General features: G+C 46.8%; 17 protein-coding genes. 12 read left to right on the plus strand and 5 right to left on the minus strand.

Translation table 11 applies throughout. The features are described 5' to 3' along the window. Positions 1–321 precede the first annotated feature (321 nt). The 4 genes from ACG3M1_RS08235 to ACG3M1_RS08250 all read left to right on the plus strand — a co-directional run bounded on the left by ACG3M1_RS08235 (position 322) and on the right by ACG3M1_RS08250 (position 2,686). Positions 322–852 (plus strand): hypothetical protein, encoded by a 531-nt coding sequence (locus ACG3M1_RS08235; protein ID WP_395815165.1) that lies wholly within the window; start codon positions 322–324, stop codon positions 850–852. A 103-nt stretch (positions 853–955) separates the two neighbouring features. Further along, positions 956–1,141: a hypothetical protein gene (locus tag ACG3M1_RS08240; protein ID WP_395815168.1), complete on the plus strand. Its 186-nt coding sequence runs from the start codon at positions 956–958 to the stop codon at positions 1,139–1,141. 14 nt (positions 1,142–1,155) lie between these two features. Then, entirely contained in the window at positions 1,156–1,908 is a 753-nt protein-coding gene (locus ACG3M1_RS08245; RefSeq protein WP_009269451.1) for an N-acetylmuramoyl-L-alanine amidase family protein, read from the plus strand. Positions 1,909–1,984: 76 nt separating this feature from the next. Beyond that, positions 1,985–2,686, plus strand: a complete 702-nt coding sequence (locus tag ACG3M1_RS08250; RefSeq protein WP_008819033.1) for a Bax inhibitor-1/YccA family protein — start codon at positions 1,985–1,987, stop codon at positions 2,684–2,686. Positions 2,687–2,964: 278 nt separating this feature from the next. Here ACG3M1_RS08250 and ACG3M1_RS08255 read toward each other — a convergent pair whose 3' ends face one another. Further along, complete coding sequence (locus tag ACG3M1_RS08255; protein WP_009269450.1) at positions 2,965–3,825, minus strand: DUF4438 domain-containing protein; 861 nt, start codon at positions 3,823–3,825, stop codon at positions 2,965–2,967. 277 nt (positions 3,826–4,102) lie between these two features. Here ACG3M1_RS08255 and ACG3M1_RS08260 point away from each other — a divergent pair, with 277 nt between their 5' ends. The 5 genes from ACG3M1_RS08260 (at position 4,103) to ACG3M1_RS08280 (ending at position 7,076) form a co-directional block, all read left to right on the plus strand. Next, positions 4,103–5,068, plus strand: coding sequence for a retropepsin-like aspartic protease (locus tag ACG3M1_RS08260; protein ID WP_009269449.1), 966 nt, complete (start codon positions 4,103–4,105; stop codon positions 5,066–5,068). A 151-nt stretch (positions 5,069–5,219) separates the two neighbouring features. Next, positions 5,220–5,657: a peptidylprolyl isomerase gene (locus ACG3M1_RS08265; RefSeq protein WP_008819030.1), complete on the plus strand. Its 438-nt coding sequence runs from the start codon at positions 5,220–5,222 to the stop codon at positions 5,655–5,657. Position 5,658: 1 nt separating this feature from the next. Continuing rightward, positions 5,659–6,003: a hypothetical protein gene (locus tag ACG3M1_RS08270; RefSeq protein WP_002608347.1), complete on the plus strand. Its 345-nt coding sequence runs from the start codon at positions 5,659–5,661 to the stop codon at positions 6,001–6,003. 9 nt (positions 6,004–6,012) lie between these two features. Then, complete coding sequence (locus ACG3M1_RS08275; protein WP_002608348.1) at positions 6,013–6,339, plus strand: rhodanese-like domain-containing protein; 327 nt, start codon at positions 6,013–6,015, stop codon at positions 6,337–6,339. Then, complete coding sequence (locus ACG3M1_RS08280; RefSeq protein WP_009269448.1) at positions 6,336–7,076, plus strand: tyrosine-protein phosphatase; 741 nt, start codon at positions 6,336–6,338, stop codon at positions 7,074–7,076. The genes ACG3M1_RS08275 and ACG3M1_RS08280 overlap by 4 nt, the downstream gene beginning before the upstream one ends. A 166-nt stretch (positions 7,077–7,242) precedes the next feature. Here ACG3M1_RS08280 and ACG3M1_RS08285 read toward each other — a convergent pair whose 3' ends face one another. Continuing rightward, positions 7,243–7,974 carry a TrmH family RNA methyltransferase gene (locus ACG3M1_RS08285; protein ID WP_008819028.1) on the minus strand — a complete coding sequence of 244 codons (732 nt, stop codon included), beginning with the start codon at positions 7,972–7,974 and terminating at the stop codon, positions 7,243–7,245. Between the two features lie 123 nt (positions 7,975–8,097). Between ACG3M1_RS08285 and nadE the strand changes: the two genes are divergently transcribed. From nadE to ACG3M1_RS08300, 3 genes are all read left to right on the plus strand, one after another. After that, positions 8,098–9,747 (plus strand): NAD(+) synthase, encoded by a 1,650-nt coding sequence (gene nadE, locus ACG3M1_RS08290; protein ID WP_009269447.1) that lies wholly within the window; start codon positions 8,098–8,100, stop codon positions 9,745–9,747. Between the two features lie 69 nt (positions 9,748–9,816). After that, entirely contained in the window at positions 9,817–11,019 is a 1,203-nt protein-coding gene (locus tag ACG3M1_RS08295; RefSeq protein ID WP_002608352.1) for an AI-2E family transporter, read from the plus strand. Positions 11,020–11,074: 55 nt separating this feature from the next. Then, positions 11,075–11,599, plus strand: a complete 525-nt coding sequence (locus ACG3M1_RS08300; protein ID WP_008819025.1) for a GNAT family N-acetyltransferase — start codon at positions 11,075–11,077, stop codon at positions 11,597–11,599. A gap of 193 nt (positions 11,600–11,792) precedes the next feature. Here ACG3M1_RS08300 and ACG3M1_RS08305 read toward each other — a convergent pair whose 3' ends face one another. The 3 genes from ACG3M1_RS08305 to ACG3M1_RS08315 form a co-directional block, all read right to left on the minus strand. Beyond that, complete coding sequence (locus ACG3M1_RS08305; protein WP_009587856.1) at positions 11,793–12,269, minus strand: ARMT1-like domain-containing protein; 477 nt, start codon at positions 12,267–12,269, stop codon at positions 11,793–11,795. Continuing rightward, the gene (locus ACG3M1_RS08310) at positions 12,205–12,678 is read right to left on the minus strand and encodes an ARMT1-like domain-containing protein (RefSeq protein ID WP_008819023.1); all 474 of its coding nucleotides are present in this window, start codon (positions 12,676–12,678) and stop codon (positions 12,205–12,207) included. The genes ACG3M1_RS08305 and ACG3M1_RS08310 overlap by 65 nt, the downstream gene beginning before the upstream one ends. A 280-nt stretch (positions 12,679–12,958) precedes the next feature. Beyond that, a complete protein-coding gene (locus ACG3M1_RS08315; protein ID WP_009269444.1) occupies positions 12,959–14,626 on the minus strand; it encodes a Na/Pi cotransporter family protein in 1,668 nt (555 codons plus the stop codon). Between the last annotated feature and the right edge of the window lie 290 nt (positions 14,627–14,916).

Raw genomic sequence — 14,916 nt, forward strand, 5'->3', positions numbered from 1 at the left:
TTTGTATAAGTCGCTGTCAAGACCGGGTGTTTGGATGCCTGAACAATCAAGGAAATTGCAAGCTGTCTGCGCACTGCATACACTTCACCAGCAATATTTTTCATAAAGAACACCATCCACGGTATGGTAAGCTGTCAGCTGTGTCAGTCATTCGGAGAAAGGCCTTTCAAAAGATGGCAGAGAGAACATGGGTTGCAAATTTGTAAAAAAAATGATATCGTTATGACTCGGGATTTGAAAATTCCAAAGATAAGCAGCATCGGACAATCAAGCCCGGTACCACCCCGGGAAGCTGCAGGAACGAGAAATGGAGTGAATCTTATGAAAGAGCTGTATCTGCAAAAGGTTACGTCGCAGGACATGGTGAACAAAATCAGAGGTATGCGCAGTGAAGAAATCAATACGTATCTTACGGAGCTTGGGTGTACGCTTACCTGTGAGGGTATTCGGGGGCGTCTGGAAGCCACCTACAACGATCTTGCAGTCGCGGATGCTATCTTTGAAACACAGAAGATTGACGATACCCATGCAACGTTCCCCAAAGCCTTCATCGATGAAGCGGTGCTGGAGATTGCAAGAAGAGAGGACTTCGGCTTTACCCATTACGGTCTTATATCCGATGCGATTCTGGATTTGATGGAACAGGGCAGTGAACAGGTTGCGGCGGATTTGCTGGAACAGTTCCGGTTGCTGTTTAAAACTGCGAAAAGATTTCATATTGACAGCCTGGAAGCTATGATGTATCAGGTTAACGATGGCTTGGATATGATTGGTGTGGTTACCTTTCTGCTGGATCTATTGATGGAGCAGGGACAAGGAACAGTACCGCGTACTTATCGCATTTGTCGATAAGTTTCTGCATGTATTTTCCAAAACGAGCGATTTCTTCCGTGTCGGGATGCAGTATGAGCAGGCAAAGGCATATATCGCACTTAAATCAAAAAAAGGAGAACAGATGTTTCAAAAGCTGTTAGCCACACACTGTGATGTAACCGACGTGGTGTTGCATTATGCTCTGGCATATCTGGATGATGATGAAAAACGTACACGCAGGCTTCTGGAGCGTTATGCCTCACGGCTGGATAAGGAAAGTCCGGCATATGAGGAGATTCAGGAGCTGAAAAAAGATTTATATAACTAACATGAGGTGATTTCATGCAAAAGAATTTTGTACAGCGACATGCTTTGTTCTTTTCTGTCATTGTATTCTGTTTCGTAATCGTACCCTTTATACGAAATGCCTATGCACAGGAAAAAGCAGATAAAAAGCAGCAGGCAGAAACACTGGTTATCCGTACACAGAAGCAGGCTGAAGAAAAGAAGGTCACAAAGCGACGGGTTGTTCTGGATGCCGGTCACGGCGGCTATGATGACGGCAGTGTTGCGGCGGATGGCACAAAGGAAAAAAACATTACACTGCAGCTGACGAAAAAAATCGGAAAGCTGCTGGAGAAGCAGGATGTGGATGTTGTGTATACACGAGTGCAGGACAAGGTGTCCTGGCCGTCGGATAATGAAAAGGATTTGCTGGAGCGTTCCCGCATTGCCAACACATCAAAAGCGGATTATTTTATATCGATTCATATGAATTTTTCGGATACAGCGCAGGATTCCGCAAGAGGTGCGGAAATCTGGGTAAGAGAGAGTGATGCGAAAAGCAGGGCACTGGCAAAGCAGGTAAATAAACAGCTCACGGGTCTGAAGGGGATGAAAAGCAGAGGGCTGAAGGATGAGGCGGACGCCCCGCTTTCTCTGATGGAATATACCGATATTCCGACAATTTTAGTGGAGGCAGGCTTTTTATCCAATGATGGTGACCTGTCCTATCTGAAATCAGAGAAGAATCAGGAGGCAATGGCTAAGGCGATTGCGGATGGTATTGTGCATGCATTTGACAAAGAATCATAAAATACCGCAAAATCTTTCTATTTTACTGTAAAAATGATACAATATGACTTATACTATAGGAAAAGGAGGAATATTTATGTTTGAACGCAATGAAGATTATTTTGAGCCGCAATATGCAGCAACCAGCCTGCAGAAGCATGCTGTACGTACATTTGGATGGATGACATTGGGTCTTCTGGTGACTACGGCTACTGCCTTTGCTGTATACTCCACAGATTTGATTTATTATATTTATACGATGCGATTTGCGCCACTGATTCTGATTGCCGCACAATTCGGTGTGGTCATCGCTCTGGGGGCACGTCTGATGAAGATGTCCGCCACAAGTGCCAAGATTTTATTCCTGGCGTACTCTATGCTGACCGGTATCACCTTCTCAACGCTTGCTCTTGTATACCTGCCGGGTACACTGGCTATGGCGTTTTTGATGACGACTGTGTATTTCGGAAGTCTGGCTGTCATCGGATATACGACGAAAATGAATCTGCTCCGCTTTGGACCGATTCTCTTTGGCAGCTTGCTTGCTTTGATCATCACTGAGGTTATTATGATGTTCATGGGGGCTGATACCAGCACAATGCTGATGAGTGCCATCGGTCTGTTGATTTTTACCGGACTGACTGCCTATGATGCACAGAAGATGAAGGCACTGTATGCAAGCTATGAAGGGGATGAAGAAATGCTGAAAAAGCTTTCGATCTATTCTGCTTTTGAGCTGTATTTGGATTTCATCAATATCTTTCTGTATATTCTGCGTTTTGTAGGAAACAGAGACTAGCTGTATAGGTTAATAGAATGCTTCCCGCCGTCATGAGAACGGTATGGAAGCATTTTTTTGTGTACAGTATACAAAATAGCCAACATTTCATAAGGCATGAGGGTACTCGTCGTATGAAATCATAATCTTCTCTGAATAGGCAGGTGTATACAGTAGGCGTATATGTGTATCCTATATGGCGGTTTTCTGCAATCCGCTTTTGATTTAGATGGTTCATCGATGATACCGGCATATGAAAACAGCCGCAGCACATATCCAATATGCTGCAGCTGGTATAGTTATTTTATATGCAGATAGTTTGCGATATTCGCGTTTGGATCCAGAATCGGCTCAATGCTTCCGCACCGACTGCTCATAATCACAGCCAGTCCGGGGCCGTGTCCGCTTGTATAGGAATCCGCATGCACAACAATACCGACAGATACCGCTCCCCTGCGATAGTGCGGACCGTTGTGGTTATCATGATCCTTAATCATGACCAGATCACCAAAGCGCAGCTCATTGATTCCGAATTCCTTATTTGCCTGTGCATCCTGCGTCATAATGTCGTAATCTCCCAGCATGGTGGTCGCACTTCCCAAACCGCTTCCCATGAGATAGGCCGGAACACAGGTCACAACCGGTATTTTGATTCCCTGCTCCTCCTCCACGATTCCCAGTCCTTCAAACAGCGCTGGATCGATGTTCATCAGCTGTATCTCTTCATGATCAATCAGTTTAAGTCCCTGTCCGCAGGCTTTGATCAGCACCTTATCCTCTGTTGTCATCAGCTCCAGCGTTTCTTCATCGAAATAAACCATTACATGATCAATACCGCCATGCTTCCCGGTCACATAGCCCTCTTTGCCCTTTGCATCGCCGCTGATGACCTTCGCTTTGTTTCCGATACAGGCAAAGGCCTGCAGTGCATTGTTTTCTTTTTCTACAGGATTCTTCAGACTAACGCCCGGCTCTATGTGATCTCCTGCAATACCCATGCAGGAATCACCGATTTTATAGTTGTAAATAATACCGCCTGTCGCCATCGGGATTCTGCCATATCCGTCATAACCGACACGATATCCGTTTCCGCTCATGATGGGATGATCCACCTTTCCCTGAACACTCATCACAGGCAGTGAAGCTTTATTTGTCTGCATATCAATCACTCCTTTTCCATGTTTTTACCATGCATCCATTTTACTATACCATGAAGAACTCTTCAACATGAAAACGTAATCTGTGGGTATTCTTTCCAACCTTTCATTATTTTATGCCAGGATGCGTGTACAGCAGGCTGTACCGGAATTGCTTGAACAGGCAGCTGCAATCGAAAAACTTGAGAAATTGATAAAAATCCGCACCATAAGGAAAGTAACCCACAATTCTCACATATGCTTATGATATAATCGAACACAAAAGACAGGAGGTGATGGCATGCATAGCTGTAAGGTACAAAGTCATCCTGCCGCTCATGTGCAGCCGTCAGAATATGAGGAACAGAGGAAACGGATATCCCTTGGTCTGTTTCCGAGTGCATTATTAAAAGCGCAGGAGCAGGTGATGGGGAAGGAACATGCATGGGAGCTGCGCTATTATCAGCGTGAATTTTCCCTTCCGCTTTCCCGCAATATCTTCGGACTGTTTACAATTCCAGTCTATATCAATCATGTACGGGCTGTTTTTGTTGTGGATACAGGAGCACAGATCAGCGGCATCAAGAGTGAAAAAATTGCACAGCTGAAGCTGAAAAAAACAGGAGGTAAACTGCAGATTGGAAGTATCGGCGGAACCCGGCGGGATATGCAGGGGCTGGTGGCGGACTCCGTCCAGCTGGGGGGACTGGAGGTTTTAAACATGGCGATGATTGCACTGGATTCCTCAGATTTTTCCCTGCGCTTCGGTAACATCGATCTGTTCGGCTTTGACGGAATTCTTGGCTGGGATATTTTGCATCAGCTTGACTTTGAGCTGGATGATGTCGCAAAGCAGTTCATCGTTTTGAAAAACAGGTTTCGGATCCCCTATCCCAATATGCTGAAGGGAAGCTTTCCCTGCTTTCTGGTAAAACGAGCCGATCAGGAGATTTCGCTGTTTGGCTTTGACAGCGGCTCCCGTGTCAGCTGGATTGGGGAACAGGCGATTCAGGAGCATGCGCTCACGGTTGTACATGAAGGCAGTGCCATGGGTTTTGGCGTGCATGGACTGGAAAGGATGGATTTAAAGATTATCAAGCAATGGACGCTTTATCTGGATAAGGCTGAAATCACCCTTAAGGATACGATGACAGGGCGGGTCAGGCTGTTTGATGATTTTGCATTTGACGGAGTATTCGGAAACGAAATCTTCAGAAAGCGCAGAATACGCATCCTGAACAGTGCCAATATGGTACTGCTGGCATAACCCTTTTCCTTTTGGAGGGCTGAAAGTCAGGGAACTGCAGGAGTTTGAACCGACGCTTCCGTTTGTATGCTTTTCACCGCCTCAGCTTCCCGGCGGTTGTTTTTTTTGTCGGATTATAGTATATTTATAGAATGAAATAGGAGGAATGAACATGATATACCATGGAACAATAACAATGGAGAACGGGGCAGAGCTTCCCTTTGAGCTGTATCCGGAGGATGCTCCGCGCACCGTTGAGAATTTCGTCAAGCTGGTGAAGGAGGGCTATTACGATGGCAAAACCTTTCACCGTGTCATTAAAAACTTTGTATCGCAGGGCGGCTGCCCATATGGAACCGGTGCCGGGGATCTGGGCTATACGATACCCTGTGAAACGGCAAACAACCCGCATAAGCATGAGGATGGAAGCCTGTCTATGGCACATCGCGGTAAGGATACCGGCTGTTGTCAGTTCTTTATCTGCCACTGTCCGCAGCCGCATCTGGATGGGGTACATACCGTATTCGGCAAGGTGACAGACAATCTGGGCGCTGTACGCAATATGCGCAACGGCGATGTTATGAAAAAAGTGGTCATCGAGGAAGTATAAAATGGATGATGTCAAACGACTGGGAACACCGCTGCTGATCATCGTACTTTCAGCCTTTCTTACCAAGCTGGTGGAAACCTGGCTGAAGGGCGGCTTTGTGCATACGCTGCTGATCATCATCATGGTTGCTTCTCTGTTTATGTTCGGTGTTTCACTGAATCGTAAAAAGCGAAGCAATGCTGTTTTTCGCAAGGTGGTCGCAATCGTTATCGTTCTGCTGCTGCTCTTTATGCAGCTGGGTTATCTGGATCTTGCCATTGTGAACCGCTGGTTTGCATACCTTGGCATGGGGTCCTTTTACATCAATATGCTATATATATTCTGCGGCTATCTGTTCGTGGATTAGGAGGCGGCTATGTTTGGATTTTCTTTTGATAAAACAATGGAGGAAGTAAAGCAGGAGCTGGATGCAGGGAAAGACATCCAGCTGATCGACGTGCGGGAAACGGATGAATATCGGGATGGTCATATTCCCGGAGCGGATCACCTTGCCCTGAGTGAGCTGGAAGACAGGGCAGCTGCTGTTGTGGCGAAAGGGAAGCCGCATTATCTGTACTGCCGCAGCGGGCAGCGTTCCAGGACGGCATTGAAGAAGCTGCGGGCTCTTGGTTATGATGAGCTGTATAACATCGGCGGTATCGTTCACTGGCCCTATGAACAAAAAACGGGGAGTCAGAAATGAGGACAGCACGCCGTATGCGTTTGCAGGGAGCCGGCAATGTACGGGATCTCGGCGGCTATCCCTGTGGGGAAACGATAACGGCATGGCAGTGCTGCTATCGCAGTGATATGCTGAATAACCTGACACAGGAGGACTGGAAAAAGCTGCAGGAAGCTGATATTCAGCTGATTCTGGATCTTCGCAGTAAAACGGAACAGATACAGGCACCCTATGACAGCGAGCGCTATGGAATTGCGCGGGTATCGCTTCCCTTTATGAAGGAGGAGGTGCCGCTTGCGGATTCATTGGATGAGCAGGCTCAAAAGAGGTTTCTTGACAGTATGAAGCTGGATTATGTGGATATGGTGAGAGCCGTACCGGAGGCGGTATGTGCAGCACTTCGCCATATACGAAATACAAGGAAAGCGGGACATGCAGTCTTGTTTCACTGTACGGCAGGCAAGGATCGCACCGGCATACTGGCAGCACTCCTGCTGAAGCTGTGCGGTGTATGCAATGAGGATATCCTTGCGGATTATCAGGTGTCCGACACCTATAATGCATTGGGTGTAAACCGGATGCTTCCGGCGGATGTAATGGCGATCCCGGCAGTGCGCGCATTGCTTGACAGCACACCGGACATGCTGCAGCCGCTGCTCACCATGCTGGATGAAGCAGGCTGTTTTTCCTATCTGAAATCCATCGGCATGCGTCAGGATGAGCTGGAAGAGCTGTCTGCACTGCTGCAGGAGCCGTAACGGGGCAGTGCATGCAGGAACCTCACGCTTACGGACAGCTACGCAAATACCACTGTATGTGCAGGTCTGAAATGTCATTGCGACATTCTCCTGCAGATACAGTTTTTTTGTATCGGCGCATATGAAAAAGAAAAACCATACAGCCGAAGCTGCATGGTTTGGATGGTTAGTCTGCTGTTTTCTGACGGACAAGCTCAAAGGCGAAGATTGCCGTAGATGCCGCTGCCGTCATGGCATTGCGGAAATCCTGACGATAGGGAATAAACAGATTCTGGTCGCTGTGATTTTGCACATGCTTACTCAACCCGCGCATTTCACCGCCGATTGCCAGACACAGCTTTAAAGGAAAGGCATAGTCATACAGGGAGATTGCATCCTTGCGCTGTGCACATATAAGCTGTATGTCTGCCTGCTTCATTTCCTGAAGCAGAGCCTCCATATCCGTTGCGACAATCAGATTCAGATATTCACTGGCGCCTGCACTGGCTTTGGTAACAACTCCTGCAGCAGTTGTCCAGTTCCGCGGTGGAATGATGACGCCGTCGCAGCCTGCCGCATACAGCGTACGCAGTATGTAGCCGAAATTAAAGGGATCCTCCACCCCCTCGATCAGTGCCAGAAAAACTGAATCCTTTTCAGCGACAGCCTGCAGTGTCTGAAAGCGGCGCTCGCCGCAAAGTGCCAGCAGCCCGCCATGCGTTTTTCCCTGTGCAAGCTCATCAATAGCTTGACGGCTGTTTTGTTCGATCGGGATATTGCGCTGTGCTGCCTGACGAAGAATAAAGGCGGTATCGCGATCCTTTTTCTTCTCATCGACGATGATTTTTATAATGTCCCGCTTCTGAGCGAGTAAAACGGCTTTTACAGAGATATTCCCCTCTACGATATATTGTTCCATACAACAAACCTCACTTTTCCTGTTTCTATATTATATAGGAGATGCCGCAACTTTAAAAGGGAATTCTTCAATTCTCGTACGATTCATGGTATGATACTCATGTTGAAGATGAGGAGGGATATCATGAAGGTTGCCGTTGTGACCATGCATGTCAAACAGGGAAAATGTGAGGAAAACGTTTCCTATATGAAACAGATGATTCAGAAGGCCAGAGAGGAACAGGCGGATATGATTGTATTTCCGCAGAATGCCGTCAGCGGATATCTGCTCGGTGATCTGTGGCTGGATGATGACTGGTGCCGCTATGTGGACAGCTTCAATGAAGCACTGCTTGCGGAAAGTGAGGATATTGCCATTGTCTGGGGAAATATCCGCTATCGCAATCGCAGAAGATTCAATGCGGCATTTTTTGCGTATCGCAAGCAGACACATATGCGGGTTAAGCGGAATACGCCCTTTACGGATGATGCGCGCTATTTCGAGGAAAACCCGATCAACAGCGCCATTGAATTTAAGGGACACGTCTTTGCATTGAATTTTGGACGTGAGGTTCAGCTAACAGATATCAATATCAATCTGGATGCCGCAATGTACGAGCTTGATCAGACATACAGCTTAAAGGGCAATGTCATTTATGCCAATGCCCTCGGAATGCAGAACAGTGGCAAGGATGTTGTGGTCATGGCCGGAGGCAGCGGTGTCCGCATGCAGAAGAATACCATTTATCAGGCTGCTTGGTTTCATGAGGAAATGCAGATTGTAGACCTTGCGGAAACAAGGGAAGTGGAATCCACACAGCCGCAGCTGCTGGATGCGCTGCTTCTGGGAATCCGGGATTTTGATGCGCAGATATTCAATCGTGCAATTCCCTGGATCGTCGGTATGAGCGGTGGGTTGGACAGCAGTGTGACGGCTGCACTGCTGGTTGCCGCCCTGGGGCCAAAGCGTGTTTACGGCTATAACATAGCAACACGCCACAACAGTAGGACGACCATTTCCAATGCTGCTGCGGAGGCGAAGGCTCTGGGCATTGCATATCAGGAGGGAAACATGGAAACACTCGTGCAGGCAAGTGTTGAGCTGTTTCATAAGGAATACGGCTACGCGGTGGAAGCAATGCCTTCGCTGGTAATGGAAAATGTACAGGCACGCTCCCGCGGTTATCTGTTAAGCGGCTTTGCAGGTATTCTTGGCGGTGTTGTTGTGAATAATGGGAATAAGGTGGAAACCGCTCTGGGCTATTGTACCCTCTACGGGGACAGCATCGGGGCATTGTCGCTCATCGGTGATTTGACCAAGGTGCAGCTGTTTGATTTGTCAAAAGCATTGAATGCGCACTTCGGCAAAGAGGTGGTGCCGCTGAATCTGCTGCCGTGCGTGCATGAGCATGGGATGGATTGGACAATGCCGCCGAGTGCGGAATTGAAGGATGCACAGTTTGATCCGATGAAATGGTTCTATCATGATTATCTCATCGAGCATCTGGGTACAGACCTCAGCCTTCGCTCATTTATGGAGAGCTATGCAGACGGCAGTATCTGGAAGCAGGACATTGCACGCTGGATGAAATATTATCATCTCGATGACCCGGATACCTTTTTAAAGGATTTGGAGTGGCTGCTGACCACCAGGGCAAAAAACGCTTTCAAGCGTCTTCAGCTGCCACCGCTGTTAAGTGTGCATAAACGAACACTGGCCAATACGAGGGAAGCGCAGATGCGTGAGGACCGCTATGTGTTTGAAGAGCTGAAGCAGAGGATCCTGAATGACTAATACTTTCGAATTTGTAAGAAATGAAACAGAATTTTCATGATAGAATAGATAGGGATGGAGGCGATTTATATGAAATTTAGATTAACCGAGGACATGAGAAAGAAAATATGGCTGTATGTGATTGTGATCGCCATAGGAATCAGCATATATTTCGCTTTCGATAAAATTGATTTCATCATTCGCTCACTCAGACGCGTCTGTTCTCTGACAACACCGTTTATCCTTGGATTTGCGATAGCATTTCTGTTAAATAAACCGATGGAGCTGATTGAAGTAAAGCTGCTTGGAAGGCTCCGCATGAAGCCGCAGCATAAACGAAGCATTGCCGCCGTACTGGCGGTTCTGCTTGGAATCATCATTGTATGTGCCTTTCTGGCACTGCTGCTGCCGCAGCTGTTTGACAGCATCTTTTCCCTGGTGAAGGCATTTCCGGGCTATGTGGAGGATTTCCAGAAATTTGCATTGGATTTTGTTGAAAAGTATGCCATTGATACCCAGCAGGTCACCAATTACATTACGGATACCGATTTCTTCGAAAAGCTTACCGGCTTTGTAACGGATGCACTACCGCAGATGGCAAAGGCCACCTATGCCTTTGGAAGCACACTGCTGAACATCCTGCTGAGTATTATGGCTGGTCTGTATATGCTGATCGACAAGGAACGTCTGTCCGGCTATGCAAAAAAAATCAACTATGCACTGTTTCCGAAGGAAATCAGCGAGTATCTGCATCGTATGGTACTGGCAAGCGGTGATATCTTCAATAACTTTATCGTGGGAAAGGCGATCGATTCTCTGATCATCGGAATCCTCTGCTATATCGGATCTCTGATTTTTCAGTTTCCGTATGCACTGCTGTTATCGGTGATCGTCGGTGTTACCAATATGATTCCGGTATTCGGACCGTTTATCGGTGCTGTACCGGGGATTGTAATTCTCTTCATCATACATCCGATTACCGCATTATACTTTGCACTCTTTGTCTTCGCCCTGCAGCAGTTTGACGGCAATATTCTGGGACCGCTGATTCTGGGGGATAAGCTGGGACTGCCAAGTATCGGTATTCTGTTCTCCGTCTGTGTAGGGGGCGGACTGTTTGGTATCATCGGTATGTTTATCGGTGTACCATGCTTTGCTGTGATTTATATGGCGGTGAAGGAATTTGTAAATTACCGTTTAAAGAAAAAAGAAATTGATCTGGAGAGTATTTCCAGAGAAATGAAGAAGGAAGCGCTGGAGATTGAAGAGCGTATGGAGCAATTGGAAGAATAAAGGCAAGCGGGGATACTGTGTTCAACAGGCACCGCTTTTCTTTTGGGAGGATCATATGCTGAAAACAGATAGATGCAGTATATATGAAATAAAGGAATCGGATTTGGCGGATGTACGAATTCTTTTTACAGATGATGAGGTACGTACCTATCTTGGTGGTGCTTATGATAAGGCCAGGGCAGAGGAAAAGCTCCGCAATATAATGATGGGGATAGACAATCAGGGCTTTACAGTGCGTAGGACAAGTGATTCTACCTTACTGGGACTGATTGAAATCGGACCTTATCATAATGGCATGGAGCAGGAGATTTCCTATCAGTTTGCACCGGAGGTTTGGGGACAGGGCTATGCGAAAGAGGCAATCCACGCTGTTCTTGTATTTCTTTCAGAACAGGGAACGCTGGAAAGCATCCTAGCAGAAACGCAAAAGAAGAACATTCGCTCATGCAGACTGCTGGAGGCTCTGGGCTTCAAAATGCGGGAGTCTTTGATACGCTTCCGCCAGCCGCAGGTGGTATATATGAAGCGGTTATGCAAAAGTATCAAAGCGTCTAAGGCATTCAATGAAATGCTTGAATAGAAGTAAGCGGGTAGTGCCTGTATGCAGTATAGGATAGTGAATGGGGAATCTCCTGAATCGGATAAGAAAAAGAGGCTTCTAAAGCATTGCTGTACGCAATGGTTTAAGAAGCCTTTTATCATCTGTTACGATGAGACTCTATAAAGGTTTTGAACATCCTGATTTAGCGGATAGCGTGGTTCCATGCGCCGCCTTACTTTGCACTGGATATTTCCAGTGTCTTTTCATAGGCGAAGATACCCTTTAGATGGTGCATCCGGAACTGTTCGCAGAAGTAGTCGCATTTGCATAAAAGCAGATAATAGATTGGCAGGCCACAGCCATACAGGGATTCAAAGTTTGCCTGTCCCTTGGCGATAATCATATCGCTGGATGCAAGTAGTGCTCGTGCGTCTTCACCAATATGACGCAAATCGCAGCCGGCAAGCGGTACCTGGCTGCTTGTACATGGACACACCTCATCCAGATGTATCTGCCGGACATCACGCATCGTCGCGTCATTGAGCACCTCGCCGCCGCGTACCATGACCGTGATCTGTAAATGCGGAAAGTGCTTTTGCAGCTGCAGTATGAGTAGCTTATCCAGTACGATTTCTCCGCAGTTATCACAAAGATAGAGCACTGCTGCTATTTGCCGCCTGTGATAGGAAGCGTTGATAGACACTTGCATCCAGTGTTTCCTCTTTTACCTGCTTCAACAGGGAGCGCAGAATGTCCTCATCCACATGATCCATAGCACCAAAATCGATGTAATTGCCGCAGCGGGAAAGCCGCAGAGCATAGGAAAGAGGATCAACCTCCTGCTCAATGGCATTTTTCAGCATCGGCTCCATTTCCAGCAGGATGGTATTGAAATACGTTTTTATTTTCGCATAATCCGGAAGACTTCTTGGAACAGGTGGCTGTAGCTGACGAATCTGATCGGAAATCCAAGGCATTGTATCTGCGGGGTCTGCCTCCAGCATGATTCGCATGACGTCCTTGAGATACTCTGCTTTCTGATGCTCATCCAAACAGGCCCGTATGCCTGCCTCCTCTTTATTTAAAAGACATAGAATACAGCGGGAACTGATATTCATAACATCACCTCTGTCTCTAAGTATAGCATGCTCCTGCGCAAAAAGACACCTTGTATTCCTTATCCTGTGAAGGGTTTATCATAACTGCAGGCTGTATCAGAAAGTAAAGTGTTCATTTGAAGCACTTCCTGCAGATTGCTGTGAATTTGATATCAGCCGGTATGCATAGGATGCGCATACCGGTTCAGCATTTGACTGTATACATAAGTAGGACCCTATAAACGGATATATCAGACACAGCTGAAAAAGGAAGGGATGAAAAAAGACACCATTCGGTGTCTCAGGCTGCAGACAGGGCAGGGTCGCTTTGTATAGCCTCATCACTCAGTGTGAAGTTACAGCGCTTGGCTTCCTGAATGATGTTCATGATATGATCGGATACACGCTCCACATCTGTAAGTATTTCAGAATAGATGACACAATCCAAGGCATTGACCTTTTTCTCCATCAGTCGCTCAATCTGTGCTTGTCGATAGCTTGCGGTCAGCTCGTCAATGCGATCCTCGATCCGTTCGATTTTTTCAAAGCATTCATCCTGAGAATCCAGGCTGTAGGTTGACAGCAGTGAGAAGCTCTTGGAAAGAAGGGAAGCCAGCTGATGCAATTCATCCTCTATGTATTTTGAGCTTGAAAGCTTATTATCCTCATCGGTGGAATACTGTATGATATTGATTGCATGATCGCCGATCCGCTCGATGTCGGAAAAGCATTTGTATAAGGCGTTGCAGGTCGTGGAATCAGACTCATTCATTTTCAGAGAGCTGACCAGCGTCATATAATTGGTGATTTCGTAATTGATATAATCAATGCGTTTCTCGCGCTTTTTAATTTTCTCCAGACTGAAGGCATTCCCGCATAAGGCATCCATGGATTCCGCAAGATTTGTTTCTGCCAGCTGGAGCATTGCCATTGCTTCCTTACGTAAAGAGGAAATGGCGATCGGCACGGAACCGATATTGTCCTCATCTACAAAGGTGAGCGGTATGTTGTAGCCTGCATCCTCAATTTCCTCCTGCTTCACAGGAAGGATTACCTGCGCAAGCTTGGCAAGACGGGAACCGAACGGTATCAGCAGCAGCGTGGTGGCGATATTGAATATCGTATGTGTATTGGCAATCTGTGCCGCAGGATTGGAGGTAACACTTTCCATCCAGGATACAAACGGAACAAGAGCCGCAAACGCCATGAAGACAATTGTACCGATAATGTTAAAGGACAGGTGAATAATGGTTGCCCGCTTGGCATTTCGATTGGCGCCAAGTGATGCCAGCACCGATGTGATGCAGGTACCGATATTCTGTCCGAAAATGATATAGATGGCACTGCTTAACGGAATCAGACCGCTGACAGCCAGTGCCTGCAGGATACCGACGGAAGCAGAGGAGCTCTGAATCAGAGCAGTGAAGCCAGCGCCCAGCAGAATTGCCAGAACAGGGTTGGAAATTGTTGTCATGGCATGAATGAATGCCTCACTTTGCTGTAACGGAACCATGGCATCCTTCATCATATCCATACCGATGAATAAGATACCAAGACCGGCAAAGATCTCGCCGAAGGCATTGACCTTCTTGCCTTTGAGAAACGTGACCAGTACAACACCGAAGATAGCCACAAGCGGTGCGATCTTGGATGCATCCAGGGCAATCAGCTGTCCGGTGATCGTCGTACCGATATTGGCACCCATGATGATCCAGACTGCCTGATTCAATGTCATCAGCTGTGAATTCACAAAGCCGACAACCATAACGGTAGTGGCAGAAGAGCTCTGGATTACTGCTGTGATGGCCGCTCCCACGATAATGCCCAGAAAACGGTTGCTGGTCAGTCTTTCCAGAATGGTTTTCATACGATCTCCCGCAGCTCCCTCCAGACCGGAGCTCATCATATGCATACCATACAGGAACAGGGCAAGGCCCCCAAATAATTTCAGAATACTATCAAATGTCATGAATACATAACCTCCTGTTCGAGTATTGTTACGAACATAGTTTTAGTATATCGGGAAACAGATATTCATACAATATAGGTTTTGTTAAGACTCTGTTAATAATTAACACAAAATATTTATAAACCTCATTTGAAACCGTTTTCCAGTCGAAAATGTAATATAACGGTTAAGATTTGCAGTGAAATGACTGCATGAGTCGATGTCTTCGCTATCGCTGTAAACAGTAAGCAGGCTGTGATGGAAATACGGAAAATCAAAAAGCCTGCATCTATATCGAGGTAACATAAGCA

The organism is Clostridium sp. 10cd*, assembly GCF_044336395.1.
GTDB lineage: Bacteria > Bacillota_I > Bacilli_A > Erysipelotrichales > Erysipelotrichaceae > Clostridium_AQ > Clostridium_AQ innocuum.

Bases quoted from the DNA above. Each gene is read 5' to 3' on its own strand.
- ACG3M1_RS08275 (WP_002608348.1), top strand. From the start codon at position 6,013: ATGTTTGGATTTTCTTTTGATAAAACAATGGAGGAAGTAAAGCAGGAG.
- ACG3M1_RS08255 (WP_009269450.1), bottom strand. From the start codon at position 3,825: ATGCAGACAAATAAAGCTTCACTGCCTGTGATGAGTGTTCAGGGAAAG.
- ACG3M1_RS08315 (WP_009269444.1), bottom strand. From the start codon at position 14,626: ATGACATTTGATAGTATTCTGAAATTATTTGGGGGCCTTGCCCTGTTC.
- ACG3M1_RS08235 (WP_395815165.1), top strand. From the start codon at position 322: ATGAAAGAGCTGTATCTGCAAAAGGTTACGTCGCAGGACATGGTGAAC.
- ACG3M1_RS08300 (WP_008819025.1), top strand. From the start codon at position 11,075: ATGCTGAAAACAGATAGATGCAGTATATATGAAATAAAGGAATCGGAT.
- ACG3M1_RS08245 (WP_009269451.1), top strand. From the start codon at position 1,156: ATGCAAAAGAATTTTGTACAGCGACATGCTTTGTTCTTTTCTGTCATT.
- ACG3M1_RS08260 (WP_009269449.1), top strand. From the start codon at position 4,103: ATGCATAGCTGTAAGGTACAAAGTCATCCTGCCGCTCATGTGCAGCCG.
- ACG3M1_RS08305 (WP_009587856.1), bottom strand. From the start codon at position 12,269: ATGCAAGTGTCTATCAACGCTTCCTATCACAGGCGGCAAATAGCAGCA.
- ACG3M1_RS08295 (WP_002608352.1), top strand. From the start codon at position 9,817: ATGAAATTTAGATTAACCGAGGACATGAGAAAGAAAATATGGCTGTAT.
- ACG3M1_RS08285 (WP_008819028.1), bottom strand. From the start codon at position 7,974: ATGGAACAATATATCGTAGAGGGGAATATCTCTGTAAAAGCCGTTTTA.
- ACG3M1_RS08310 (WP_008819023.1), bottom strand. From the start codon at position 12,678: ATGAATATCAGTTCCCGCTGTATTCTATGTCTTTTAAATAAAGAGGAG.
- ACG3M1_RS08240 (WP_395815168.1), top strand. From the start codon at position 956: ATGTTTCAAAAGCTGTTAGCCACACACTGTGATGTAACCGACGTGGTG.
- ACG3M1_RS08270 (WP_002608347.1), top strand. From the start codon at position 5,659: ATGGATGATGTCAAACGACTGGGAACACCGCTGCTGATCATCGTACTT.
- ACG3M1_RS08280 (WP_009269448.1), top strand. From the start codon at position 6,336: ATGAGGACAGCACGCCGTATGCGTTTGCAGGGAGCCGGCAATGTACGG.
- ACG3M1_RS08265 (WP_008819030.1), top strand. From the start codon at position 5,220: ATGATATACCATGGAACAATAACAATGGAGAACGGGGCAGAGCTTCCC.
- ACG3M1_RS08250 (WP_008819033.1), top strand. From the start codon at position 1,985: ATGTTTGAACGCAATGAAGATTATTTTGAGCCGCAATATGCAGCAACC.
- nadE (WP_009269447.1), top strand. From the start codon at position 8,098: ATGAAGGTTGCCGTTGTGACCATGCATGTCAAACAGGGAAAATGTGAG.